At 73.6% G+C, this 23,413-nt stretch carries 20 protein-coding genes and 1 riboswitch; of the genes, 4 read left to right on the top strand and 16 right to left on the bottom strand.

Going from position 1 to position 23,413, the window contains the following annotated elements:
- Positions 1-3: 3 nt before the first annotated feature.
- Together ACWD3O_RS11545 and ACWD3O_RS11550 are read right to left on the bottom strand one after the other, a co-directional pair.
- Complete coding sequence (locus tag ACWD3O_RS11545; protein ID WP_451410905.1) at positions 4-648, bottom strand: nicotinamide mononucleotide transporter family protein; 645 nt, start codon at positions 646-648, stop codon at positions 4-6.
- On the bottom strand, positions 645-1,253 hold the full coding sequence (locus ACWD3O_RS11550; protein ID WP_451410906.1) for a riboflavin synthase: 609 nt from the start codon (positions 1,251-1,253) through the stop codon (positions 645-647). Before ACWD3O_RS11550 ends, ACWD3O_RS11545 begins: the two co-directional genes overlap by 4 nt.
- A 213-nt stretch (positions 1,254-1,466) precedes the next feature.
- A riboswitch (FMN riboswitch) is annotated at positions 1,467-1,597 on the bottom strand.
- A 150-nt stretch (positions 1,598-1,747) separates the two neighbouring features.
- On the opposite strand from ACWD3O_RS11550, the gene ACWD3O_RS11555 reads away from it, so the two are divergent.
- Both ACWD3O_RS11555 and ACWD3O_RS11560 read left to right on the top strand, forming a co-directional pair.
- The gene (locus ACWD3O_RS11555) at positions 1,748-3,016 is read left to right on the top strand and encodes an MFS transporter (RefSeq protein ID WP_451415727.1); all 1,269 of its coding nucleotides are present in this window, start codon (positions 1,748-1,750) and stop codon (positions 3,014-3,016) included.
- 100 nt (positions 3,017-3,116) lie between these two features.
- Positions 3,117-4,553, top strand: a complete 1,437-nt coding sequence (locus ACWD3O_RS11560; RefSeq protein ID WP_451410908.1) for a uracil-xanthine permease family protein — start codon at positions 3,117-3,119, stop codon at positions 4,551-4,553.
- On the opposite strand, the gene ACWD3O_RS11565 is transcribed toward ACWD3O_RS11560, so the two are convergent.
- On the bottom strand, positions 4,535-5,701 hold the full coding sequence (locus ACWD3O_RS11565) for a glycoside hydrolase family 6 protein (protein ID WP_451410909.1): 1,167 nt from the start codon (positions 5,699-5,701) through the stop codon (positions 4,535-4,537). The genes ACWD3O_RS11560 and ACWD3O_RS11565 overlap by 19 nt on opposite strands.
- A 125-nt stretch (positions 5,702-5,826) precedes the next feature.
- Between ACWD3O_RS11565 and ACWD3O_RS11570 the strand changes: the two genes are divergently transcribed.
- Positions 5,827-6,546, top strand: coding sequence for a DUF5995 family protein (locus ACWD3O_RS11570; RefSeq protein WP_451410910.1), 720 nt, complete (start codon positions 5,827-5,829; stop codon positions 6,544-6,546).
- A gap of 25 nt (positions 6,547-6,571) precedes the next feature.
- Here ACWD3O_RS11570 and ACWD3O_RS11575 read toward each other — a convergent pair whose 3' ends face one another.
- From ACWD3O_RS11575 to fmt, 11 genes are all read right to left on the bottom strand, one after another.
- On the bottom strand, positions 6,572-8,269 hold the full coding sequence (locus tag ACWD3O_RS11575) for a flavin monoamine oxidase family protein (RefSeq protein WP_451415728.1): 1,698 nt from the start codon (positions 8,267-8,269) through the stop codon (positions 6,572-6,574).
- 61 nt (positions 8,270-8,330) lie between these two features.
- A complete protein-coding gene (locus tag ACWD3O_RS11580) occupies positions 8,331-9,137 on the bottom strand; it encodes a carbon-nitrogen hydrolase family protein (protein WP_451410912.1) in 807 nt (268 codons plus the stop codon).
- A gap of 271 nt (positions 9,138-9,408) precedes the next feature.
- Positions 9,409-10,506: an MFS transporter gene (locus tag ACWD3O_RS11585; RefSeq protein ID WP_451415729.1), complete on the bottom strand. Its 1,098-nt coding sequence runs from the start codon at positions 10,504-10,506 to the stop codon at positions 9,409-9,411.
- Between the two features lie 92 nt (positions 10,507-10,598).
- Positions 10,599-11,063, bottom strand: coding sequence for an Lrp/AsnC family transcriptional regulator (locus tag ACWD3O_RS11590; protein WP_361141936.1), 465 nt, complete (start codon positions 11,061-11,063; stop codon positions 10,599-10,601).
- Between the two features lie 48 nt (positions 11,064-11,111).
- Positions 11,112-12,554 (bottom strand): GuaB1 family IMP dehydrogenase-related protein, encoded by a 1,443-nt coding sequence (locus ACWD3O_RS11595; protein WP_451410914.1) that lies wholly within the window; start codon positions 12,552-12,554, stop codon positions 11,112-11,114.
- Between the two features lie 127 nt (positions 12,555-12,681).
- On the bottom strand, positions 12,682-12,963 hold the full coding sequence (locus ACWD3O_RS11600; RefSeq protein ID WP_451415730.1) for a hypothetical protein: 282 nt from the start codon (positions 12,961-12,963) through the stop codon (positions 12,682-12,684).
- 103 nt (positions 12,964-13,066) lie between these two features.
- A complete protein-coding gene (locus ACWD3O_RS11605) occupies positions 13,067-16,543 on the bottom strand; it encodes a S8 family serine peptidase (RefSeq protein WP_451415731.1) in 3,477 nt (1,158 codons plus the stop codon).
- Positions 16,544-16,867: 324 nt separating this feature from the next.
- Positions 16,868-17,911 (bottom strand): sugar-binding transcriptional regulator, encoded by a 1,044-nt coding sequence (locus ACWD3O_RS11610; protein WP_451410917.1) that lies wholly within the window; start codon positions 17,909-17,911, stop codon positions 16,868-16,870.
- Between the two features lie 113 nt (positions 17,912-18,024).
- On the bottom strand, positions 18,025-18,711 hold the full coding sequence (rpe, locus tag ACWD3O_RS11615; RefSeq protein ID WP_361141942.1) for a ribulose-phosphate 3-epimerase: 687 nt from the start codon (positions 18,709-18,711) through the stop codon (positions 18,025-18,027).
- A gap of 108 nt (positions 18,712-18,819) precedes the next feature.
- Positions 18,820-20,250: an RsmB/NOP family class I SAM-dependent RNA methyltransferase gene (locus ACWD3O_RS11620; RefSeq protein WP_451410918.1), complete on the bottom strand. Its 1,431-nt coding sequence runs from the start codon at positions 20,248-20,250 to the stop codon at positions 18,820-18,822.
- Positions 20,251-20,468: 218 nt separating this feature from the next.
- On the bottom strand, positions 20,469-21,401 hold the full coding sequence (gene fmt / locus ACWD3O_RS11625; protein WP_451410919.1) for a methionyl-tRNA formyltransferase: 933 nt from the start codon (positions 21,399-21,401) through the stop codon (positions 20,469-20,471).
- Between the two features lie 226 nt (positions 21,402-21,627).
- Here fmt and ACWD3O_RS11630 point away from each other — a divergent pair, with 226 nt between their 5' ends.
- Positions 21,628-22,116, top strand: a complete 489-nt coding sequence (locus ACWD3O_RS11630; protein WP_451410920.1) for a hypothetical protein — start codon at positions 21,628-21,630, stop codon at positions 22,114-22,116.
- Between the two features lie 77 nt (positions 22,117-22,193).
- Here the strand turns inward: ACWD3O_RS11630 and ACWD3O_RS11635 are convergent, their stop codons facing one another.
- Both ACWD3O_RS11635 and ACWD3O_RS11640 read right to left on the bottom strand, forming a co-directional pair.
- Positions 22,194-23,030, bottom strand: a complete 837-nt coding sequence (locus ACWD3O_RS11635; protein WP_451415732.1) for a hypothetical protein — start codon at positions 23,028-23,030, stop codon at positions 22,194-22,196.
- Positions 22,952-23,311, bottom strand: a complete 360-nt coding sequence (locus tag ACWD3O_RS11640) for a PadR family transcriptional regulator (RefSeq protein ID WP_451415733.1) — start codon at positions 23,309-23,311, stop codon at positions 22,952-22,954. Before ACWD3O_RS11640 ends, ACWD3O_RS11635 begins: the two co-directional genes overlap by 79 nt.
- Between the last annotated feature and the right edge of the window lie 102 nt (positions 23,312-23,413).

Consider the following 23,413-nt stretch of genomic DNA (forward strand, 5'->3'; position numbering starts at 1 on the left):
CCGTCATGCCGGCGTTCCTTCCAGGACGGGTCGCTGGGCGGCGCGGGAGCGGAGCCACCAGTCGCGCATGCCCCACAGGACGAGTGCCCCGTAGACGAGATAGATGAGGCCGGAGAAGGCGAGACCGCTCGCGAAGTTCAGCGGGACGCCGACCAGGTCGACCAGAAGCCAGGCGAACCAGAACTCGACCATGCCCTTGGCCTGCGCGTACATGGCGACCAGGGTGCCGACGAATATGTAGGCGTCGGCCCAGGGGCTCCAGGACAGGGTGGGGAAGAGGGTGAACAGGCCGCCGACGGCCAGGGTGCCCGCCACGGCGCCCGCCGCCAGCAGGCCCCGCTCGCGCCAGGTGGCGAAGCGGACCTGGAGGGTGCCGTCCGCCGACTCCTTGCGGCCCAGCGTCCAGGCGCGCCAGCCCCAGACGGCCACGGCGATGACCACGATCTGCTTGCCCACGCCGCCGCCCTGCTGGACGGCGAGGTTCGCCGCGATCAGCACCAGGCCGGAGACGAGCTGGAGCGGCCAGGTCCAGACGTTGCGCAGCCAGCCGAGGGCGAGCGCGGCGAGGCCGAGGGTGTTGCCGATCAGGTCGGACCAGATGATGTGCTGCCCGAGGACGGCGAACGCCTCCGTGGTGAGCCAGTTCACCGGCCCGCCTCCGTCCGGTCCGCGCCGAGCAGCCGCTCCACGTACTTGGCGACGACGTCGACCTCGAGGTTGACCGGGTCGCCGGTCCGCTTGATGCCGAGCGTGGTCAGCGCCAGGGTGGTGGGGATCAGGCTGACGGTGAAGAAGTCCTGGCCGGCCTCGACGACGGTGAGGCTGATGCCGTCGACGGTGATCGAGCCCTTGGCGACGACGTAGCGGGACAGCTCGGCGGGGAGCGAGACGCGGACGATCTCCCAGTGCTCGGAGGCCTGCCGGTCGAGGACGGTGCCGGTGCCGTCGACGTGGCCCTGCACGATATGGCCGCCCAGGCGGCCGCCGACTGGGGTGGGGCGTTCGAGGTTGACGCGGGAGCCGACGCCCAGCGCGCCCAGGCTGGACCGCTTGAGGGTCTCGGCCATGACGTCCGCGGTGAACTGGTCCCCCTCGTGCTCCACCACGGTGAGGCAGACGCCGTTGACGGCGATCGAGTCGCCGTGACGGGCGCCCTCGGTGACGACGGGGCCTCGCAGCCGGAACCGTGCGGCGTCGTCGAGTTGCTCGACGGCCGTCACCTCACCCAGCTCTTCGACGATGCCGGTGAACACTTCCCGGGTCCTCCTGCCGTGAAGGCACGGACTCCGGGGCTGCCGTGACGGACGGCAGGACATGAACGGGCGTACGGCCCACACCGCACGGAGGTCGCGCCGGACGGCGGGATCCGGCCGCGGGTACGCCTGACGACCGCGTCCGAGGACGCGGTCAGGACGACCCGCGGGCGCATGCCCGTTCCGGCGGACGACACGGATGTGCCCTGCCCGCCGCGCACTGCCTCCCATCCGGACTTTAACCGTCGGTCCAGGAATTTCACCTGGTCAGCCGGCCGCTGGAGGCGGCCGGGTCGCGGACTGTAACCGCCGGTTCGGATTTTCACCGACCCCGGAGTGCGCTGTTGGTCATTGATCTGACACGAGCCAGTGTGCCATGCCGCCGACGGGCGTCGACAGGCCGCCTCTGTGGACTGACTCACAACGACCCTTCGCTCACGTGTACGGTCGGGTCGGTGCACGGTGCACCTGATCGCCCCGGGGGAGGGACCTTGGTGTCCGACACGTCGACGTCCGGCCCGGCCTACGGACCCCCGCGGGTCCGCCGGGCGCGCTACGCGGTGGCCGCGGTGTTCGCGGTGCACGGCGCGGTGGCGGGGTCGTTCGCCTCCCGGGTCCCGTGGGTCGCCGACCACGCCTCGGTGAGCGCGGGCCAGCTGGGTCTGGCGCTGGCGATGCCGGCCCTGGGCGCCTCGGTGGCCATGCCGCTGGCCGGCCGGATGTCCCACGTGCTCGGAGGCCGGGCGTCGCTGCGCCTGCTGCTGGCGGCGTGGACGCTCTCCCTGGTGCTTCCCGGCCTCGCCCCGAACCTGCTCACGCTGTGCCTCGCGCTCTTCGTCTACGGCGCCACCTCGGGCATGGCCGACGTGGTGATGAACGCGCTCGGCGTGGAGGTGGAGAACCGCCTGGGCCGGTCGATCATGTCCGGCCTGCACGGCATGTGGAGCACCGGGGCCCTGCTCGGCTCGGCGGGCGGCACCCTGGCCGCCCACCTGGAGACGGACGGCCGGCTGCACTTCGCGGTCGCGGCGGCGGTGCTGACCGTGCTCGGCCTGGTGGCCTGCACCTGGGTGCTGGACATCCGTGCGGCCGTGGACGACGAGCCGCCGCCGCGGTTCGCGCTCCCGCCGCGGTCGGCGCTGCTGATCGGCGCGATCGGCTTCTGCGCGGTCTTCGCCGAGGGCGCCAGCCTCGACTGGTCCGCGGTCTACCTGCGGGACGTGCTCGGGTCCTCGGCGACCCTGGCCGCCGCCTGCACCACCGGCTTCACCCTCACCATGGCGCTGGCCCGCTTCGCCGGCGACCCGGTTGTCGACCGCTTCGGCGCCGTGCGCACGGTCCGGGTGTGCGGCACGCTGGCGGCGCTGGGCGGTGTGCTGGTGGTCCTGGCCCCGCACCCGGCCCTCGCCATGACCGGGTTCGCCCTGCTGGGGCTGGGCATCGCCGTGGTGGTTCCGCTCTGCTTCGCGGCCGCCGGGCGCAGCGGTCCCAACCCGAGCCAGGCCATCGCGGGCGTCGCCACCATCACCTACACCTCCGGCCTGATCGCCCCCGGCGCCATCGGCGCGCTGGCCGAGGCGACCAGCCTGGTCGTCTCCTTCGCCCTGGTGACCGTGCTGGCCTTCGGTGTGGCGGGCCTCGCGGGGGTGCTGCGGCCGGGCGGGCGGACCACCGGGAAGGGCGACGGCCCCAGGATGCCCGGGACGCCCGGGACCTCGGACCGGCCGGGCGCCTCCCGGACCTCGGAGCATCCCGCCGGGTGACCCCTGTCGCCATCCGCCACAATGTTGCGGACAGCGATCCTCCGGTTGAACAGAATCGGTCAGAACCGGAGATCTCGGAATCTGAGAAAGCGGAACTCCTATGGACCTCGGCGTGCGCTGGAAACTGCACGGCGACGGGCGTACGCCCGCACCCGGAGCAGTGGTACGCCCGGACGAACGACTCTCCTGGCCGCGCACCGCCGGGCTCGGCGCCCAGCACGTGGTCGCGATGTTCGGCGCCTCGTTCGTGGCCCCCATCCTGATGGGGCTCGACCCGAACCTCGCCATCATGATGTCGGGTGTCGCGACGATCATCTTCCTGCTGGTCACCCGCGGCAGGGTGCCGAGCTACCTCGGCTGCTCGCTCTCCTTCGTCGGCGTCGCCGCGGTCATCCGGGCCCAGGGCGGGTCCAGCGCCACCGTCACCGGCGCGGTGTTCTGCGTCGGTGTGGCGCTCTTCCTGGTCGGTCTCGCGGTCCAGAGGTTCGGCGCCCGGATCATCCACGCGGCCATGCCCCCGGTGGTCACCGGCGCCGTGGTGATGCTGATCGGCTTCAACCTGGCCCCGGTCACCGCCACCACCTACTGGCCGCAGGACCAGTGGGTGGCCCTGCTGACCATGCTCTTCACGGGTTTCGCGGTCATCGCCCTGCGCGGTTTCTGGTCCCGGGTGGCGATCTTCCTCGGCCTCATCTTCGGGTACGCGATCTCCTGGCTGTTCGACGTGGTCTTCGGCCGGATCCACTCGGCCGACGCCACCGGCAAGGTCGTCGACCACTGGCGGCTCGACCTCTCCGGCGTGCAGGACGCCGCCTGGTTCGGTCTGCCGGACTTCCACGGGCCGGCGTTCGACTGGTCCGCCATCCTGGTCGCGCTGCCCGTGGTGATCGCCCTCGTCGCCGAGAACACCGGCCACATCAAGGCCGTCGGTGAGATGACCGGCGACCCGATGGACGACAAGCTGGGCAAGGCGATCTCCGCCGACGGCATCGGCTCGATGCTCTCCACCGCGGTGGGCGGCCCGCCGAACACCACCTACTCCGAGAACATCGGCGTGATGGCGGCGACCCGCGTCTACTCCACGGCCGCGTACTGGGCCGCCGCCTGCTTCGCGCTCCTCTTCGGCCTCTGCCCGAAGTTCGGCGCGGTCGTCGCCGCCATCCCGGGCGGGGTGCTCGGCGGCATCACCGTCATCCTCTACGGCATGATCGGCCTGCTGGGCGCCCAGATCTGGCTCAACGGCCGGGTGGACCTGCGCAACCCGCTCAACCTGGTCCCGGCCGCGGCGGGCATCATCATCGGCGTCGGCAACGTCTCGATGAAGATCACCGACAACTTCACCCTGAGCGGCATCGCGCTGGGCACCCTGGTGGTCATCACCGGCTACCACGCCCTGCGCCTGTTCGCCCCGGCCCACATGAAGACCCAGGAGCCGCTGCTCGACGAGGGCACCTCCCGCTACGACTCCGCTGCGGCCGACGGCACCGGCGACGGCACGGGTGAGGGCGGCGGGGGCGGTCAGCGCGCCAGTTCGTAGGCGTAGGCGGGGTCGAAGACGCCGGCCCTGCCCCGGCAGCCGTCGAACTCGCCCGGCAGCTTCACCCACAGGTAACCGTCGACACGGGCCTCCCCCGGGGAGAGCGCGGGCGCCCGGCCGATCCTCCGGCCGGACGGATCGCACCACTCCCCCGCGGCGGGAGGCCCGTTGCCGTTGCGGCTGGTGTCGATCACCGCGCCGTGGCTCGCCGGCGCGTCCAGGGCGGCCAGCACCTCGCGGACGTACCGGACCTCGTCCCCGGTGCTCCGGAAGTTGGAGACGTTGCTGAAGACGCCGTCGGAGGCCAGCGGCGAGGCGGCGCCCGCCTGGCGCAGCAGACCGGCCTGCTTGCGGGCGTCGATCCAGCCGGAGTGACCGGCGTCGAAGTAGACGCGGGCGCGGGGCGCGACCCGTTTGATCACCCGTCCCGCGCGGGCCAGCGAGGCGAAGCGGGCGTCCCGGTCCTTCGCGGAGAGGCAGTACGACTGGGCGACCGCGTCCGGCTCCAGGATCACGATCGCCTCCCCGCTGCCGAGCCCGGCGGCGAACCGGTCGACCCACCGGTCGTAGGAGCGCAGGTCGTGGGTGCCGCCGGCGGAGTACTGGCCGCAGTCGCGGTGCGGGATCGTGTACGCCACCAGCACCGGGACCCGGCCCTCCGCGGCGGCCCGTGAGGTGACCGCGCGGACCCGTGCCGCGACCGTGCCGGCGTCCGGGTCGGCGAACCACACTGCGGCGGGGCGGGTGGCGATTCGGGACTCGATCACGGGGCGGCGCCGGTCGTCCCGGTTGCCGCGCACCCACTCCCCCACCTGCGAGTCCGGGTGCAGGTAGAGCCGCCCGTCCCCGGACGCCGCCCGCTGCCCGGCAGGGTTCTCGCCCGCCTCCGGGCCGGGCAGCGGCGAGGAGGTCGACCTGATCTGCGGCGAGGGGACCGGGGCCCACCGGGTGGCCGGGAGCGACACCTCGGTCCCGGTCGGCGCGTCCGGGTTCCCCGATGCCTGCGGTCGGGAGGCCTGGGTGTCGGGAGCCTGGGCCACCAGACCCGCCGTCAGCGCGGCGGCCACCAGCGCCCCCGCGGCCGCGGCGAGCAGCCTCCGACCGTGTCCGGCCCGTCGTGCCGGCGCCGCCTGCTCCGGTCGGTCCACGCGTGGTGCTCCCCTCACGGTCCTGCCCTGTTCCGGCGTCATCGGCCCGGCTCCCGTATCCCCCGCAGGGGGGAACGAGCGCCGGGGCGACACCGCGGCCAGCGTAGGACTGCGACGCTGCTCCCATGGCCACGATCGGAGAAATCCCACCCCCCGTTGACACGGTGGACTGCACCTCGGCACGCGCGGTTGACGCCGTGGTCGAACGGATGCGCGCGCTGGACGCCTCGCTGCACCGACGGGACGGGGTGGCCGTCTTCAACCGCGTCTATCTCACCGTCACCGCGGAGTTCGCCGAGCTGCTCGGCCGGGGCCGCTTCCCGGACCGCGGTCAGGCCTCGACGCTGGGCGTGCTCTTCGCCGAGCGCTACCTGGCGGTCGCCGAGGCGGACGGCCGGGGCGGACGGCCGCCCGCCTGCTGGCGGCCGCTGTTCCGGCTGCGCGGCCATCCCGGCGTGCGGCCCGTGCAGTTCGCGCTGGCCGGCGTCAACGCGCACATCGGCCACGACCTGGTGCTCGCCGTGGTGGACGCCTGCCGGGCGCTCGACTGCCGTCCGGCCGACCTGGAGGACGAGTTCGAGCGGGTCGGCGACCTCCTGGCGTCCCTGGAGGAGCGGGTGCGCGAGGAGCTGATGCCCGGCCCGGACCTGTTCCAGGTCGCCGACCCCCTGACCCATCTGGCGGGGTCGTGGAGCCTGGAGCGGGCCCGGGACACCACCTGGTCGATGGCCCGGGCCCTGTGGGCGCTGCGGCGCGTGCCGGACCTGGCGTCCGACTTCGCGGGGCGGCTGGACGCGGCCGTGGGCGTGGTGAGCCGGATGCTGCTCACCCCGCTCGACCGCTGACCGCCGGCGCCCACCGCGCCTCCGGTCAGTCCTCGGGGAGTTCGACCGGTGCGATCTCGTCGTAGACGTCGCCCGGTCCGGGGTTGGCCGGGTCGGTGGAGCCGCCCAGGTGGTGCATCACGCCCCACACGGCGTTGAGGGCCGTCTGCACCGCGCCCTCGGCCCAGCCGGCCGTCCAGGAGATGTCGTCGCCGGCGAGGAACAGGCCGCGCCGGTCCTCGGGCAGCCGGTCCTGCACGAAGTGGGTGAACAGGCGGCGCTGGTAGCGGTAGTGACCGGGCAGGTTGGCCTTGAACGCGCCCATGAAGTAGGGCTCGTTCTCCCAGGAGACGGTGACCGGGTTGCCGATGATGTGGCGGCGGATGTCGAGGCCCGGGTAGATCTCCCCCAGCGACTTCAGCATCACCTCCATCCGCTCGTTGGCGGACAGCGGCAGCCACTTCAGGCTGTCGTCGCACCAGGTGTAGGAGAGGCAGATGGCGGCCGGGCGGTCCGGGCCGTCGTCCAGCAGGTAGGTGCCGCGGGTCATCCGGTCGGTGAGGGTCATCGACATCAGGTCGCGGCCCGTCTCCGGGTCCTTGTCGAGCCAGAACGGCCGGTCCACCGGCACGAACAGCTTGCTGGACTCCATGTAGTGGGTGCGCTCGACAGCGGTCCAGTGGTCGATGGGCAGCAGCGCGTCGTCGCACTGGATCTTGGAGAGCAGCATCCAGGACTGGGCGGTGAACACCGCGGCCCGGTAGGTGCGGATGTCGCCGTCGGCGTCGGTGACGGTGATCCGGTTGCCGGCCGTCCGGTGCAGGCGGGTGACGGCGGGGCGGGGCTCGCCACCGGGGTGCAGGGAGCTCAGCGAGGTGCCGTAGGGCCAGTGGACGATCTTCTCCGGCTCCCTGGTCCACAGCCGCAGCGGCAGCTGCTGGGAACCGCCGACGATGCCGCGGTGGTGGTCGTCCGCCTCGGTGTAGACGACCCGCAGGATCTCCAGGATGGAGTTGGGGAAGTCGGTGTCCCAGCCGCCGGTGCCGAAGCCGACCTGGCCGAAGATCTCCCGGTCGCGGAACGAGGCGAAGGCCGGGGAGTCGCAGAGGAAGCCGTAGAAGGTCTGGTTGTCCAGCTTCTCGACCAGCCGGGCCCAGATCTCCCGGATGCGCGGCACGTCGCGCTCGCGGATGGCGCGGTTCATGTCGGAGAAGTCCGCGCCCTCCTCGAGGCAGCGCGCCCACGCGTCGGCGACCCGGCGGTAGACCTCGGGGAGGTCCTCGGCGGTCTCCGCGTAGTGGCTCTCGCCCTTGAGGTCGACCACCGTCGAGGGGGTGACCGGGGCGAGCGGGTTGGGGAACGGCTTGGTCTCCAGGCCGACCAGGTCGATGTAGTGCTGGAGCGCGGTCGAGCTGGGCGGGAAGCGCATCGCGCCGAGCTCGGCGGTGAGGCCGGGGTCGCAGCCGTCGAAGCCGACGGTGCGCAGGCGTCCGCCGAGCTGGTCCGCCTCGTGGACGACGGGCTTGAGGCCCATCTTCATCAGCTCGTAGGCCGCGACCAGGCCCGACAGTCCGCCGCCGATGACGGCGACCTCGGTGCCGTGCTCGGTGGCGGGCACCTGGCCGAGACCGGCCGGGTGGGCCAGGTAGTCGTCGTAGGCGTAGGGGAAGTCCGGGCCGAACATGGTGACCGGGGGAAGCCCCTCACCGGCGTGCGGGACGGCGGTGGGCACGGTGGACGTCATCGGGTGCGGACTCCTGGGGTGACTGACGACGGGTCGAGACGGTTCAGGCGGTGGGAGCGCTTCAGGCGGTGCGGGCGGCCCCGGCGAGGGTGCCGTAGAGGCCGGGGCGGCGGTCCTGGAGGTACGGGTTGATCTCACGGGACGCCGCGGGCAGCCGGGGGTCGACCTCGGCCAGGAGGAGCTCCTCCTCCTCGCCGGCCCGCGCGGCGACGACCCCGTCGGGGCCGGCCAGCACGGTGAGGCCGGTGAAGGCGAACTCCCCTTCGGCGCCGGTGCGGTTGACGTACGCGACGTACATCTGGTTCTCGAACGCCCGCACCGGCACCAGGGACTCGGCGACGAACCGGTAGGGGTGCATCAGGGCGGTGGGGACCAGCAGCAGGTCGGTGCCGGCCAGGGCGTGGGCCCGGGTGTTCTCCGGGAACTCCACGTCGTAGCAGATCAGCAGACCGACGGTGAGGGAGCCGAGGCGGGCCTGGACGACGGGGGTGTCGCCCGGGGTGAAGAAGGTCCGCTCGAAGTCGCCGTAGAGGTGCGTCTTGCGGTAGTTGGCGAGCGGGGTGCCGTCCGCGCCGATCAGCCGGGCGGAGTTGTACGTGCGCCCGCCGTCGCTCTCGGGGTAGCCGTAGGCGATCGCGATGCCGTGGCGGGCGGCGACGGCGGCGAGGGCCTCGGCGGACGGTCCGTCGGCGGGCTCGGCGAGCCGGGGGACGGCGTCCCCGATCGCGTAGCCGGTCAGGAACATCTCCGGGGCGGCGATCAGTTCCGCTCCCGCGCGGGCGGCGCGGGCGGCCGCCGCGTCGAGAGCGGCGATGTTCGCGCCGGTGTCGCCCGGACGGCCGGAGCTCTGGAGCAGGGCGGTGCGCATGACGGGGTCTCCGGCGGGAAGGAGGCTTGGTTGAGCTGCGGTTTTGACCGCGCCCATGACAGTACGGTCCGCGCGTCGGGGCGGACAATACGGATCCGTTGCGGACAACCGCGCGAAACGTTGCGTCTACGTGGCCTTCCGCGTCGAAACGTTGCGCGGGCGTTCAGCGGGCGTCCGGCATGCGTCCAGGCATACGTCCGGCGGGCCCGGGCGGCACGTGTCGCACCCCCCCGACTCGCTCCGTCGCGGCTCCCCGCCGCTCCCCCGCGGCTCAGCCACGGCCGCCGCCGCGCCGCCACAGCAGCGCCGCCGCCGGCACGGCGTACACGCACGCGAGGACGGCGAAGGTCACGCCGTGGGGCTCGCCCAGCGCGCCGTACGCGGTGTACGTCGCGATCACGGCGAGGTCCGTGGCCATGCCCGCCACCGAGGTGACCGTCGCCCGCCCGGGCCCGCGGATCGCGTGCTGCAGCCGCGCGTCCGCCAGCACCGTGGCGAGCTGGAACCCGGCGAAGGCCAGTCCGACCAGCACCGCCGTCCCGGCTGGTGTGCCCCGCAGCGCTCCCCAGGCCAGCAGCGCCGCCGACGCGACGAGCAGCGGACCGAGCCTCCGCCCCGCGAACCACCGCTCCGCGGGCCCGGCCGGCAGACCACCCACGGCCGCGCCCGCCCAGACCGCCAGCAGGTACCAGGAGACCTCGCCGTCCGCCGCCCCCGTCTCGCGGACCAGCAGCGGCGTGTACTCGTCGAGCGCGCCCCACACCCCGGACACCGCCGCGACCAGCAGCATCGCCCCGACCGGCCACCGCACGGGCCGCACCCGGGACCCGTGCTCGCCGGAGTCACCGGCCTCGCCGCACGCGGGCGCGTCGGAGGCAAGGCTGTCCCGTCGCTCCGGCATCGCATGGGCCGCCCCCGCCGCCAGCAGGCACGCGGCGATCGAGGCCGCGCCGATCAGCGCGTGTCCCCCGGCCTCGAGCAGGGGTCCGGCCGCGGCCATGGAGGCCACGACGCCCAGGGTCTCCGCCGTCCGGGCCCGGCCCATCACCGCGGGGTAGCGCGCGACCGCGCCCGCCCGTTCCAGTTCGTCGTGGACGAGGGCCTCGAGCGCGCCGGAGGCCAGCGAGCCGCCCACGCCCCACAGCACGAAACCGGCCGCGAAGGACCAGTAGGAGGGCGCCCAGATCCACAGGGCGAAACCGGCGGCCGACAGCAGCGGTCCGGCGCGCAGGGCGGCGCGGCGCGAGTACCGGTCGGCCCAGGCGCCGGAGGGCGCCTCGGCGACGATCCCGGTCAGCGACCAGATCGCGAACAGCGAGGAGATCTGTCCCACGGACAGCCCGGCGTCGGCGAACAGCAGCGCGTACACCGGGTACAGGACGACGCAGTCGCCCAGGAAGGAATATGCGTACAGGGCCGCCGTCAGGCGGCCGGGGGCATCAGGTCAATGTCGTCGGCGCGTCATACCGTCGAGGGTAGTCCGGATCCGCCGGAGAAGCGCCGCAGAAGCGGGGAAAGGACCAGCACGGATTTGGTGCGTTCGACGAACGGCTCCCCCGCGATCCTCTCCAGCACCTGCTCGAAGTGCCGCATGTCCTCGGCGAAGACCTGGACGACCGCGTCCGCCTCCCCGGTGACGGTGGAGGCGGACACGACCTCGGGATAGCGCTCCAGCCCGCGCCGGATGGTCTCGGGCGAGGTGTTGCCGCGGCAGTACACCTCGACCAGCCCTTCGGTGGACCAGCCGAGGGCCGCCGGGTCCACGCGGACCGTGAACCCGGTGATCACCCCGGTCTCCCGCAGCCGGTCCACCCGCCGTTTCACGGCGGGCGCGGACAGGCCGACCATCTGGCCTATGTCGGCGTAGGACCGGCGCGCGTCCTCGGCGAGGGCGCGCACGATGCGTTCGTCGAGCTCGTTCAGCAAGGTGCGGGGATCACTTCCGTACGTGGTCTGTACGGGCAGTAGAGCAGATCAGCTCCAGCTGGCGTGCAGCGGCTTGCCCTCCGCGTAGCCGGCCGCGCTCTGGACGCCGACGACGGCCTTGTCGGCGAACTCCGCCAGGTCGCCCGCGCCCGCGTAGGTGCAGGAGGAGCGGACGCCCGCGACGATCGAGTCGACGAGGTCCTCGACGCCCGGCCGGGCCGGGTCGAGGAACATCCGCGAGGTGGAGATGCCCTCCTCGAAGAGCGCCTTGCGGGCGCGGTCGTACGAGGACTCCTCGGAGGTGCGGTTGGCCACCGCGCGCGCCGAGGCCATGCCGAAGGACTCCTTGTAGAGCCGCCCGTCGGGGGCCTGCTGGAGGTCGCCCGGGGACTCGTAGGTGCCGGCGAACCAGGAGCCGATCATCACGTTGGAAGCGCCGGCCGCGAGGGCCATCGCCACGTCGCGCGGGTGGCGGACGCCGCCGTCGGCCCAGACGTGCTTGCCGTGCTTCTTCGCCTCGGCGGCGCACTCCAGGACCGCGGAGAACTGCGGCCGGCCCACGCCGGTCATCATCCGGGTGGTGCACATGGCGCCGGGGCCGACGCCGACCTTGACGATGTCGGCGCCCGCCTCGATCAGGTCGCGCACGCCCTGCGCGGAGACGATGTTGCCCGCGACGATCGGCACGGCCGGGTCGAGCGCCCGGACGGTGCGGACGGCGCTGATCATCGACTCCTGGTGGCCGTGCGCGGTGTCGATCACCAGGGTGTCGACGCCGGCGTCCAGCAGCTGCTTGGCCTTGCCGGCCACGTCGCCGTTGATGCCGACGGCGGCGGCGATACGGAGCCTGCCCTGCGCGTCGACGGCGGGGGTGTAGAGGGTGGCGCGCAGCGCGCCCGTGCGGGTGAGGATGCCGGCCAGGCGGCCCTCGGCGTCCACGGCGGGGGCGTAGCGGCGGTTGGCGGCGTCGAGGGTGACGAACGCCTCGCGGGGGTCGACGTCGGCGTCCAGCAGGAAGAGGTCGCGGGACATGACCTGCGAGAGCTGGGTGAACCGGTCGACGCCGGAGAGGTCCTGGTCGGTGACGACGCCGACCGGCTTGTAGTGCTCGTCGACGACCACGCCGGCGTTGTGGGCCCGCTTGGGCAGCAGGGCGAGCGCGTCGGCGACGGTCTGGTGCGGGGAGAGCACGATGGGGGTGTCCAGCACGAGGTGGCGGCTCTTCACCCAGCCGACGACCTCGGTGACGACCTCGATGGGGATGTCCTGCGGGATGACGACCAGTCCGCCCCGGCGGGCGACGGTCTCGGCCATCCGGCGGCCCGCGACGGCTGTCATGTTGGCGACGACCAGCGGGACCGTGGTGCCGGTGCCGTCCGGCGAGGAGAGGTCGACGGCCTGGCGGGAGCCTACGGAGGAGCGGCTCGGAACCATGAAGACGTCGTCGTAGGTGAGGTCGTACGTCGGCTGGACGTCGTTGAGGAATCGCACGTGCACATCCCGAAAACACACAGATACGGCCCTGCGGCGTGGACCGCCGAGGGAAAAAGGCACGTACTTCAGTTTCCCCCGGCCGGAGCCGGGGGAACCAGACACGGATCATCCGGAACCGGGATCCTCAGCTTTGTACTTTCCTCCTAAGATCCGTGTGTTCCCGCAGGTCCCGCAGGTCCCGCGCCGACGCGCGGGGGCTCAGGCGGGGGAAGTGTTCCCTGGCGTGCCAGCCGAGCTGGATGCGGGTGTTGACGCCCGCCGCGTCCATCATCTGCCGGATCCGCCGCTGCACGGTCCGCCGTCCGATGCCCAGGCGCACGGCCACGGTGGCGTCGGTGCACCCGTCGAGCAGCATGCGCAGGATCTGCAGGTCGAGCCCTCCGGACTCCGCCCTGTGCGCTTCCATCCGCTGGTCCCTCCTTTCCGCCCTCTCCGCCCTCTCCGACCACGGACGCCCTGAGGCCCGCCCGGCCGCGGCGGGCGGCGGGACGGGCCCCAGGGCTCCGCGGTCAGCCCAGGTCGGGGCGCTCGGTGACCTTCAGGGCGTTGACGAGCGTCTTCCCCTCACCGGCGACGAGGCGCAGGTTCAGCTGGCCGTCGGTCACCGTGACCCGGAAGGTCTTGGTGAGCGCCGTCCGCTGTCCCGTCTCGAGGGCGATGTCGAGGTTGTCGACACGGGTCGTGCCCTCGGCCATCACGTCGAAGACGCGCCTGCCCGGGGCCTTGTTGCCGATCTCCGCGAAGTCCACCTCGATGTCGTAGACGCCGTCGGCGAGGCCGTCGAAGCGGTACTCGAGGGCGCCTTCGCGGGCGGTGGCGAAGCGGGCGTCGTCCACGGTGCCCGCGATGCCGCCGCTGACGCGGGTCGTGGTGGACCGGCCCACCCAGCCGTGCGAACCGGTGGTCCAGGCGCGGTCGGCGCTCCAGGCCGCGCCGTCGGAGTCGGCCGCGGTGCCGGTGGCGGCGCCGACGTCGACGGCCCGGGAGTAGCCCGGCACCACGAGGGTGACCGGCACGGTGAACTCGGGCGCGCGCCCGGAGGCCGAGCGGACGGTGACCTCGGTCGTGTAGACCTGGCCGGCGGTCAGCCCCTCGGTGGACAGGCTCAGGCCCAGCTCCGCCTCGGCGCCCTTGGCGAGGGTGCCGGTGGCGCCGTCCAGGGTCAGCCAGTCCGCGCTCTCGGTGACGGTGAACTCCGTCTCGGAGCCGGAGTTGGCCAGCGTGAGGCCGCGTTCCCGGTCCTCGCCCTGCGGTACGACGGCGAGCACGCTCTCCGCGGAGGCGGCGACGGCGCCGGTGGCCAGGGCCGCGCCGACCTCGACCAGTTCCCCGGAGCCGACCTGGACGGTCCTCTCGAAGCCGCGGTAGGCCGGGGCCCGCACGACGACCGTGTTCTCGCCCTCGGGCACGCGCAGGGTGTAGAGGCCGTCGGCGCCGGTGACCGCCGTGGCGCCGCCCGCGGTGACCTCGGCCCCCTCGACGGGCTTGCCGTCGTTGGCGTCGGTGACCGTGCCGCGGATCCGGGAGCTGGTGTCGCGGAAGGAGATGCTCATGCCGTCCGAGAGCACCGGCTGGTTCAGCGCGTACTGGAGGGCGACCGTGCCGGTGGCGTTCTCGACGCCGACGGTGGCGCTGTTGCCCTGGAGGCGGGCGTTGCCGGCCGGGACGTCCTTGTACCGGTAGGTGACGCCGCCGCTCTCGGTGAGCTCCACCGAGAAGGAGAAGCGCACGGTGGTTCCCCGCGGCATGACGTCACGCCACTCGACCAGGAACCTCCGGTTCGGCGCCTCGCCCCAGCTCCTGGTGGTGACCTGGCCGGGCGAGGTGACCGTCAGGTCGTCCCAGAACGGGTAGAGGGCGGCGTTGGGGGCCGCCGTGGACGGGATGGCGACGTTGGAGAAGCTGGTGGAGCTGCCGCCGAAGGTGAGCACGCCGTTGGTGCTGACGTGACCGGCGCCGTACCGGTTGCCGTAGAGCGGGAAGCTGAACGGCAGGGTCACCGGGGCGGCCGCGTCGTCGCCGGTGAGGGCCAGCGGGGTGTCGCCGGCGATCCACTCGGCGGTGCCGGTGGAGCAGGCGGTCCCGAAGGAGTCCTTGCGGGCGGGCAGGGTGAGGTCGGCCGTGAGGTCGGCGCTCACGCTGATCTCCTTCCGCTCCTTGGTCAGGCACAGCGAGGAGGAGACCGCTTCGAGGGTGTAATCGCCGTTCGGGACGACGGCGGACCAGGTGCCGTTCGCGGCCGTGGTGGTGGAGACCGGTGTGCCCGCGAAGGAGACGGTGGCGCCGCCGACCGGGCCCTCGGCGGAGCGGACCGTGCCGGAGACGGTGGAGGACGGGGCCTGCTCCATCTCGATGGCGGCGGACGCCGTCGCGCCCTCGACGACGGTGGCCCGGGCGGTGCCGTTCAGGTAGCCGTACTTGGAGGCGGTGAGGGTGTACTCGCCCACCGACAGGACGGGCAGCGCGTAGCCGCCGTCGGCGCCGGAGGTGACGGTGCGGTCGATGGGGCCGTCGACAGTGATCCGCGCGCCCGCCAGCGGCTCCCCGCCGGAGGTGACGGTGCCGCTCAGCGAGCCGACCGGGCCGCGCGGCGCGTTGTCCACGGCGGCGCGCACGTCCAGCTTGCCCTCGCCGAAGACGTTGTTGCGGGCCGCGGTGCCGCCGCACTGCAGGTTCTCGGTGTCGACGGCGGTCTGGTCGAGCAGTTCCTCGGTGGCCTCGACGTCGCCGCGCAGCTGCGGGGACGCCGACCAGATCAGGGCGACGGCGGCAGCGGTGTGCGGGGAGGCCATCGAGGTGCCGTTGAAGCTGTCGTAGCCGCCGGGGACGGAGGACCGGACGTTGACGCCGGGGGCGGCGATGTTCGGCTTGACCGTGCCGGCCTCGCCCGGGCCGCGCGACGAGAAGGAGGCGATGGCGCCGTTCACGTCGAAGGCGCCGGTGGAGTAGCTGGAGACGTACGTGCCCGGCGAGCCGGAGGTGCTGCACGACGAGCCGTTGTTGCCGTTGGAGAAGGCGGGGAAGATGCCCGCCGCGCGCCAGGAGTCGACGATCTCCTGGTACCAGGGGTCGAAGCCGCTGCCGCCCCAGGAGTTGTTCACGACGTCGGGCGCCATCTCCGGCCGCGGGTTGTTCCCCGCGCGGTCGGTCGGGGCGAGGATCCACTCGCCGGAGGCCAGCAGGGAGGCGTCCGAGCAGGAGTTGGACTCGCAGCCCTTGGCGGCGATCCAGGTGGCGCCGGGGGCGACGCCGATCTGGTTGGCGCCGCCGTCGTCACCCACCATGGTGCCCATGGTGTGGGTCCCGTGGTCGTTGTTGTCGCAGGGGTTCCCGCCGGCGCAGACCGACGCCGGGTCGAACCAGTTGTAGTCGTGGCTGAAGGTGCCGTCGCCGTTCCTGCCGCGGTAGGAGGCGGTCAGGGCCGGGTGGGTGTGGTCCACGCCGCTGTCGACGTTGGCGACGACGATGCCCTCGCCGCGGACGCCGTCGCCCTCCCACACGTCGGGGGCGTTGACCGCGTCGATGTTCCACTCGACGCCGGAGACGCGGTTCTCGCGCTCGCCCTTCTCGGGCTCGTCGAGCTTGATGCCGCGGTCGGCGCGGATCGACTCGACCTCGGGGAGGGCCGCGATCTTCTCCGCCACCGCTTCGCCCGCGGTGACCTGGACGGTGTTGATGATCCAGAAGGAGCGCGCCTCCGCGCCGTTCTCCCTGGCCACCGCCAGGACGTCGGCCTGGCTCTCCTCGGCCGTCTCCTTCTTGGACCGCAGCACCTCGGCGCCCCGGGCGGTCTTGTCGGTGAGCCTGTCGGCCCTGGTCAGGTCGGCGTCCTGGGCGAGGTTGACCCAGAACGTCGTCTTCCCCCCGTCCTCGAACTCCTCGAGGACGCTCTTCTCGGCCTTGGCCGGCAGGCCCTCGGCGGCGTTCGGCGCGGCTGAGGCGCCGAGGGCGCCGAGCGGTAGCAGCGCCATGGACGTCAGAGCCACGAGCGCGGCTCTGACCGGTCTCCGGTTCGGTCTCAACAGGTCTCCATCCCACGAGCGGCGGGGATCTCCCACCTCGACTTGCTGCAGTCGTGCTGAGTGGTGGAACGCTGAGGCCGGGCCGTCATGGGCCCGGCGACCGGCCCATTCTTCGATCATGTGCATGACTTCACAAGAACGGAATGCGCCTTCCACGCCGGGCTGGCCCAAAGTCGCCAACCGGTCCGGCGGAGGCATGGACCGCCGCGCACCGGGGTATCGGCGCGCGGCCGCCCGGGAAACGCCGAACGGCCCGCGCCGGGCGCGGGCCGTTCGGGTGACGGTACGTCAGACGCCGTCCGGGTCGGTGCGGTTGAGGGCGGGGGCGGGCGCCTGGCCCGCCGCGAGCAGGTAGTCGGCGGCCGAGGTGTCGGTCACCAGGCTGGTGACCAGACCCGACCGCAGCACCGCGTCGATCGCGGCGCCCTTGCGCGCCCCTCCGGCGATCGCGACCACCTCGGGGATGCGGCGCAGCTGCTCCGCCTTCACCGTGATGCACCGCTCGCCCAGGTCGCGGCCGACCCGCCGGCCCTGCGCGTCGAAGAGGTGCGCGGACATCTCCGCGGCGACGCCCAGCGAGGCGTAGTGCTCCCGCTCCTCGTCGCTCAGCATGTCGTGCACCGTGGAGACGCCCGGCTCCCACGACCCGATGGAGACGCAGGCGACGGTGACCTTGTCGAAGTACTCGAAGGCCCGGGCGATGCCCGTCTGGTTGCGCAGCGCCGCCGCGGTGGCCGCGTCCGGCAGCAGCATCGGCGCGTAGATGGGGTGGGCGTCGCCGCCCGACACCTGGGCGGCGCGCCGCACCGCCTCCACCGAGCCGCGCTCGGCGGTTCCGGCGTCGTAGACACCGGTGAGCTGGACCACCGTGCACTGCGGCAGCTTGTTGAGCGCCACCGACATGTGGATGGTGGACCGTCCCCAGGCCAGCCCCAGGACGTCCCCCTCGTCGACCAGTTCGCCGAGGAGGTCCGCGGCGACCTCGCCCAGGCCCTCCGGGTCCGGGGAGTCCTGGGCCTCCGGAGGGGACTCGACCACGACGGCGTGCCGCAGGCCGTACCGGGCCCGGAGCGCGTCGGAGCGCTCCGCGTCCAGTTCGGCCGGGACACGGATCTCGATCCGCACGAGGTCCCTCTCGAGGGCGGTCTCCAGGACCCGCGCCACCTTGAAGCGGCTCACGCCGAACTCCTCGGCGATCTGGATCTTGGACTTGCCCTCGAGGTAGAAGCGGCGGGCCATGGCCGCCGCCTGCACCAGCTCAGCGGGACCCATCCGCATGGCTGACCGGCCCGCCGACATACCCGACACGGCGCTCTCCTCACTGCTGTTCACATCTTGGACCTGCCGTCCATCCTTGCAGATATGGCAGGGCGTATCCGCCCCCTGTGGGCGTCGTTCACGTTCCGTTGGCCCCGCATCCGCCGGGCGTCACGTCCCGGGCGGTGTCAGTGCCCGCACGCCCAGGACGCGGCGGCGGTGGCCGACTCGGCGCTCGCCCGCAGCGCTCGGACCGCCTCGGCCGGGTCCTGGGCGCCGTAGACCGCGGAACCGGCCACGAACACGTCCGCCCCGGCCTCCGCGCAGCGTTCGATGGTGGACGCCGAGACACCGCCGTCCACCTGCAGCCAGAGCTCGAGGCCGTGCTTGGAGATGAGCTCGCGGGTGCGGCGGATCTTGGGCAGCATGATGTCGAGGAAGGCCTGGCCGCCGAAGCCCGGCTCCACCGTCATGATCAGCAGCATGTCGAGCTCGGGCAGCAGGTCCTCGTACGGCTCGATCGGCGTGGCGGGCCGCAGCGCCATGGAGGCGCGGGCGCCCTTGGCGCGGATCTCCCGGGCCAGCCGGACCGGCGCGGCCGCGGCCTCCACGTGGAAGGTGACCGACCCGGCGCCGGCCTCGACGTACTGGGGGGCCCAGCGGTCGGGCTGCTCGATCATCAGGTGGCAGTCCAGCGGGGTGTCGGTCGCCCGTGCCAGGGACTCGACCACCGGCACGCCGAGGGTCAGGTTCGGCACGAAGTGGTTGTCCATGACGTCGACGTGGAGCCAGTCGGCTCCGGACACCGCCTTCGCCTCGTCGGCGAGGCGCGCGAAGTCCGCGGACAGGATGCTCGGGTTGATCTGCACGGCCATGCCCCCAGCCTCCCATGCCGCGGGCCTCCGGGCGGCATCCGGGTGCCCCTCTTTTCCGCCGGACCCGCCGGACCAGCGGCGGCCGGGGGCGCGCCGCGGGTCCGGCCGTCAGGCGAGGCGGCGGAACAGCGCCAGGTACATGGCGTCGGTGCCGTGCAGATGCGGCCAGAGCTGCACGTCGGGGCCCTCGCCGAGCTCCGGCACGCCCGGCAGCAGGGGGCGCGCGTCGAGGAGTTCGGCCTCCCCGGCCCGCTGCTTGAGCACGTCGTCGACGACCGCGCGGGTCTCGGCCAGGTGCGGCGAGCAGGTCACGTACCCGACGACGCCGCCGACGCGCACCGAGTCCAGCGCGGTGGCCAGCAGCGCCCGCTGGAGCGGGGCGAACCCGTCGAGGTCCTCGGGACGGCGCCGCCACCGCGCCTCGGGCCGGCGCCGCAGCGCCCCCAGTCCGGTGCAGGGCACGTCCATCAGGACGCGGTCGAACGATCCGGGGCGCCAGGGCGGACGCGTCCCGTCGGCGGCGATCACCTGGTAGGGGCCGGGGTTGCCGTCCAGCGCCCGCGCCACCAGTCCGGCGCGGTGCGGCTGCTTCTCGGAGGCGAGCAGCACCGCCCCGCGCTCGGCGGCCAGGCCGGCCAGCAGCGCCGCCTTGCCGCCGGGGCCCGCGCAGCCGTCCAGCCAGGCCCGGTCGGGGCCCTCGATCGGGGCGTTGGCCAGGGCCAGGGCGACCAGCTGGCTGCCCTCGTCCTGCACGCCCGCGCGGCCTTCGCGCACCGCCTCGACGGCGCCGGGCTCGCCGCCCTCGGTGAGCCGGACCGCGTACGGCGACCAGCGCCCGGGCGCCGCCGCCTCCTCGCCCAGCGACTCCAGCAGTTCCCCGGCGGTGGCCCGCCCGGGGCGCGCCACCAGGGTCACCTCGGGGCGCTCGTTGTCCGCGGCCAGCAGCTCCTCGACGCCGGCCCGGCCGCCGCCCAGGGAGTCCCACAGCGAGGAGACCACCCAGCGCGGGTGGGAGTGGACCACCGCGAGGTGGTCCTCCGGGTCCTCGTCGTAGGGCGGGGCGACCCGCTCCAGCCAGCCGTCCAGGTCGTGCCGGGCGATCTTGCGCAGCACGGCGTTCACGAACTTGGCCCGGCCGTCGCCCAGGACGACCCGGGCCAGCTCCACGGTGGCGGAGACCGCCGCGTGGGGCGGGATCCGGGTGCCCAGGAGCTGGTGGGCGCCGAGCGAGAGCACGTCCAGCACCGGCGGGTCCACCTCGCGCAGCGGGCGGTCGACGCAGTCGGCGACGATCGCGTCGTAGGTGCCCTGGCGGCGCAGCGTGCCGTAGACCAGCTCGGTGGCGAGAGCGGCGTCCCGGCCGTCGAAGCCCTCCTTCTCCCGGGCCTTGCGCAGCAGCGGCGGCAGGACCAGGTTGGCGTACGCGTCCCGTTCGTCGACGGCGCGCAGCGCCTCGAAGGCGAGGATGCGGACCGGGTCCTTCTGGGGCCGGCGGTACGGCTTGGCGGGCTTGCGGGGCCGGCGGGAGGGGTCGCTCACGAAAAAGGTGCTCCGGATCGGAAATCGAGAAGGGGAATGCTTCCCCAGGGTACGGCCCCCGCCCGCCCCGCCGACGGGCCGGCCGCTCGGGGCGGGGCGGTCGGCCGAGGCGAGGCGAGGCGGCCGGTCGAGGCGAGGCGCGGCGAGGCGGCCGGTCGGTCGGTCGGTCGGGGTGGGGTGACCGGTCGAGGCAGCGCGGGACGGGTCGGGGCGGCGGGTCAGGCGCCCAGGGTCTCCCCGGCGGCGATCCGGACCCCGCGGGCCCAGTCGGCGGCGCGCATCGGCTTCTTGCCCTGCGGCCGCACCCACACCAGCTCGACGGCGTGCGAACCGGTGCCGACGTACACGTTGTTCTTGCCCGCCGCGATCTCGCCGGGCGCGAGGTCCGTCCGGTCGGGGACCGGGACGACCTGGGTGAGCTTCAGCCGCTCGCCGCGGAAGCTGGTCCAGGCGCCGGGCGCGGGGTTGCAGCCGCGCACCACCCGGTCCACCCGCAGGGCGGGGGCGGCCCAGTCGACGCGCGCGTTCTCCACCGTGATCTTGGGGGCGAGGCTGACGCCCTCGGCGGGCTGCGGGACCGGCTGGAGGGCGCCGTCCTCGATGCCGTCCATGGTGGCGGCGAGCAGCCCGGCGCCGGCCAGCGAGAGGCGGGTGAGCAGGTCGCCGGCGGTGTCGGCGGGGCGGACCGGCTCGGTGACGGTGCCGTAGACCGGCCCGGAGTCGAGGCCCTCCTCGATCAGGAAGGTGGACGCGCCGGTGATCTCGTCGCCCGCCATCACCGCGTGCTGCACCGGAGCGGCGCCGCGCCAGGCGGGCAGCAGCGAGAAGTGCAGGTTGACCCAGCCGTGGGCCGGGACGTGGAGGGCGACGCGGGGCAGCAGGGCGCCGTAGGCCACCACCGGGCAGCAGTCCGGGGCGATCTCGCGCAGCCGGGCGAGGAAGGCCTCGTCGCGCGGGGTGGCGGGCCTGAGCACCTCGATGCCGGCCTCCTCGGCGCGCTGGGCGACCGGGCTCGCCACCAGTCGGCGGCCCCGTCCGGCGGGCGCGTCGGGGCGGGTGACGACGGCGGCCACCTCGTGCCGCCCGGAGGCGATGAGTGCGTCCAGGGCGGGAAGGGCGACCTCGGGGGTGCCTGCGAAGACGAGCTTCATGGGTGGCGTGGGGCCTCTCGGGGCGGGAAGTGCGGGCGGCGCACCAGTCTAGGAGGCCCGGGGGCGGCTCCCGCGCGTGCGGCCCCGCCAGGGCGCGCGGCGGACACCGAGCGCCCCCGCGACCGTGACCCCCGGCGGCCGGACGCGTTGGTCAAAGGAGAGTTGACCACAACGGGCCGCCTTCGCCGCGGCCGATCCTTTCATCGCCGGTTCGAGAGGCTTGTTCATGGCCGACCACGCAACCCACGACGCCCAGGCTCGGGCCAGCCTGCACCTGCTGGTACGGGACATCGAGCGGGTCCGCCGGCAGGTGGACGCGCTGCGCACGCTCACCGCGCAGCTCGGGAACGTCTATCGCCCGCGCCGCACCGGTTCCTCCGCCGGCTTCGTCGTCTACGGACGGGCACCCGCGCCGACGGTCCGCCTCGCGCAGGAGCTGCGCGACAGTGTCGAGACGCTGGTGACGGCGGCGGTGGACTTCGACCGGTCGCTGGGGTTCTCGTGGGACGCGGTGGGGTCCGCCCTGGGGGTCACCAAGCAGGCGGTGCACCGGCGTTACGGGGCGCGGAGGGCGGCGCAGCAGGCGGCCGCGGAGGCGGAGCGGTCCGCCCGGCAGCAGCCCTCGCCCCCGGGCGAACTGCCCACCGTCCCTCCGGCCCGCCAGCCCCTCCCCGACCGCCCGGCCCCCTTCCCCTCCCCCCGCAACGGCACCTGACGGAGCGCCCGCCCTGCTGCCCCCTGTGAGGCGGCCCGCAGGGGGCAGCAGGGCAGCAAGGCTGCGGGGAGGCGGTGTCAGCGCGGTTCGGACTTCGGGGCGGGCGGCCGGCCGGGAAAGCGGGAGGCGTCGCTCATCTCCCGTCGTTGACGGGCGATGAGCCACGGGAGGGCGAGCAGCGTCACGGCCGTGCCCGCGATCGCGCCGGTCACCATTCCGCCGCGCGCCCCCGACTCCTCCGGGGCGGTCAGCAGCAGGAGCACGACGGCGGCGACGGCGAGCAGCGCGGCCGCCGGCCAGGCGTAGAGGCGCCGGGTGAAGTAGACGCTGCGGGCGGGGCGTTCGGGCGCGTTCTCCACGACGGCGGCGGGGCCGGCGGTGACGGCGAGCGGCCGTTTGTAGTAGGCGAGGTACGACCAGTGGCCGCAGGGTTCCCAGCCGTCGGGGGCGAGCGAGGCCGCGTGCCGCGACCGGTCACGGCGGTCCACGACGTCACGCCGGTACTCCCAGCGCAAGGTGGTGTTCCCGTCCCGGTGGCTGACGAAGCGGCCCAGCCGGTCGACCCTTTCGATCTCCCAGCCCTGGGCGCCGAAGCGGTTCATCATGTCCTGGTCCGTGTAGGCGTCCACGGTCCAGACCCAGTGCTGGACGCCCGGTTCCGGAGCCTGCGGGCCGTTCCCGCCCGACGGGGATGGGGCCAGGTCCCGGGCGAAGTCGGCCGGCGGCCCGAACTCGGCCCGCGGGTCGGCGCCCGACTCCGCGGCGTATGCGCGCACTTCGGCGACGAGTGCGGCGGTACGGTCCTGGGGCAGCCCCTGCTCCCCCAGGGCGCGGGTCAGCTCGGCGTAGTAGTCGGCGCCGTCACCCCCGCGGCCGTCAGCGTGTTCCGCACCGTGGTGTGAAAGGTCATCCATGTCTCCCCCTCCTCCGCGAGGCAGGTCCGCCCCTCCGGCGTGAGTTCGTAGTAGCGCCGTCCCGGGCCGCGCTCGGCGGCGCGGAACTCCGCCCGCACCAGTCCCGCCGTCTCCAGCCGGTTGAGGACCGGATAGAGGGTGCCGCCACGGATGTGGCCCAGGCCGGCGTCGTCCAGCATCTTGGCGATCTCGTAGCCGTAGCTCTCGCCGTCGACGAGGCAGGACAGGACGAGCAGATCGAGAACTCCCTTGAGCCAACTGGCTCTGCGGTCCGCAGCCATGCGCACATGACATCACTACCTAGTCAGGATCGCAACCTAGGTACCGATGCCGAATGCCGACGGGGCCGCCGTCGGTCCGGTGCGCTCCCCCGCGGCGCGGTT

The sequence above is a fragment of the Streptomyces sp. NPDC002640 genome, assembly GCF_053592575.1.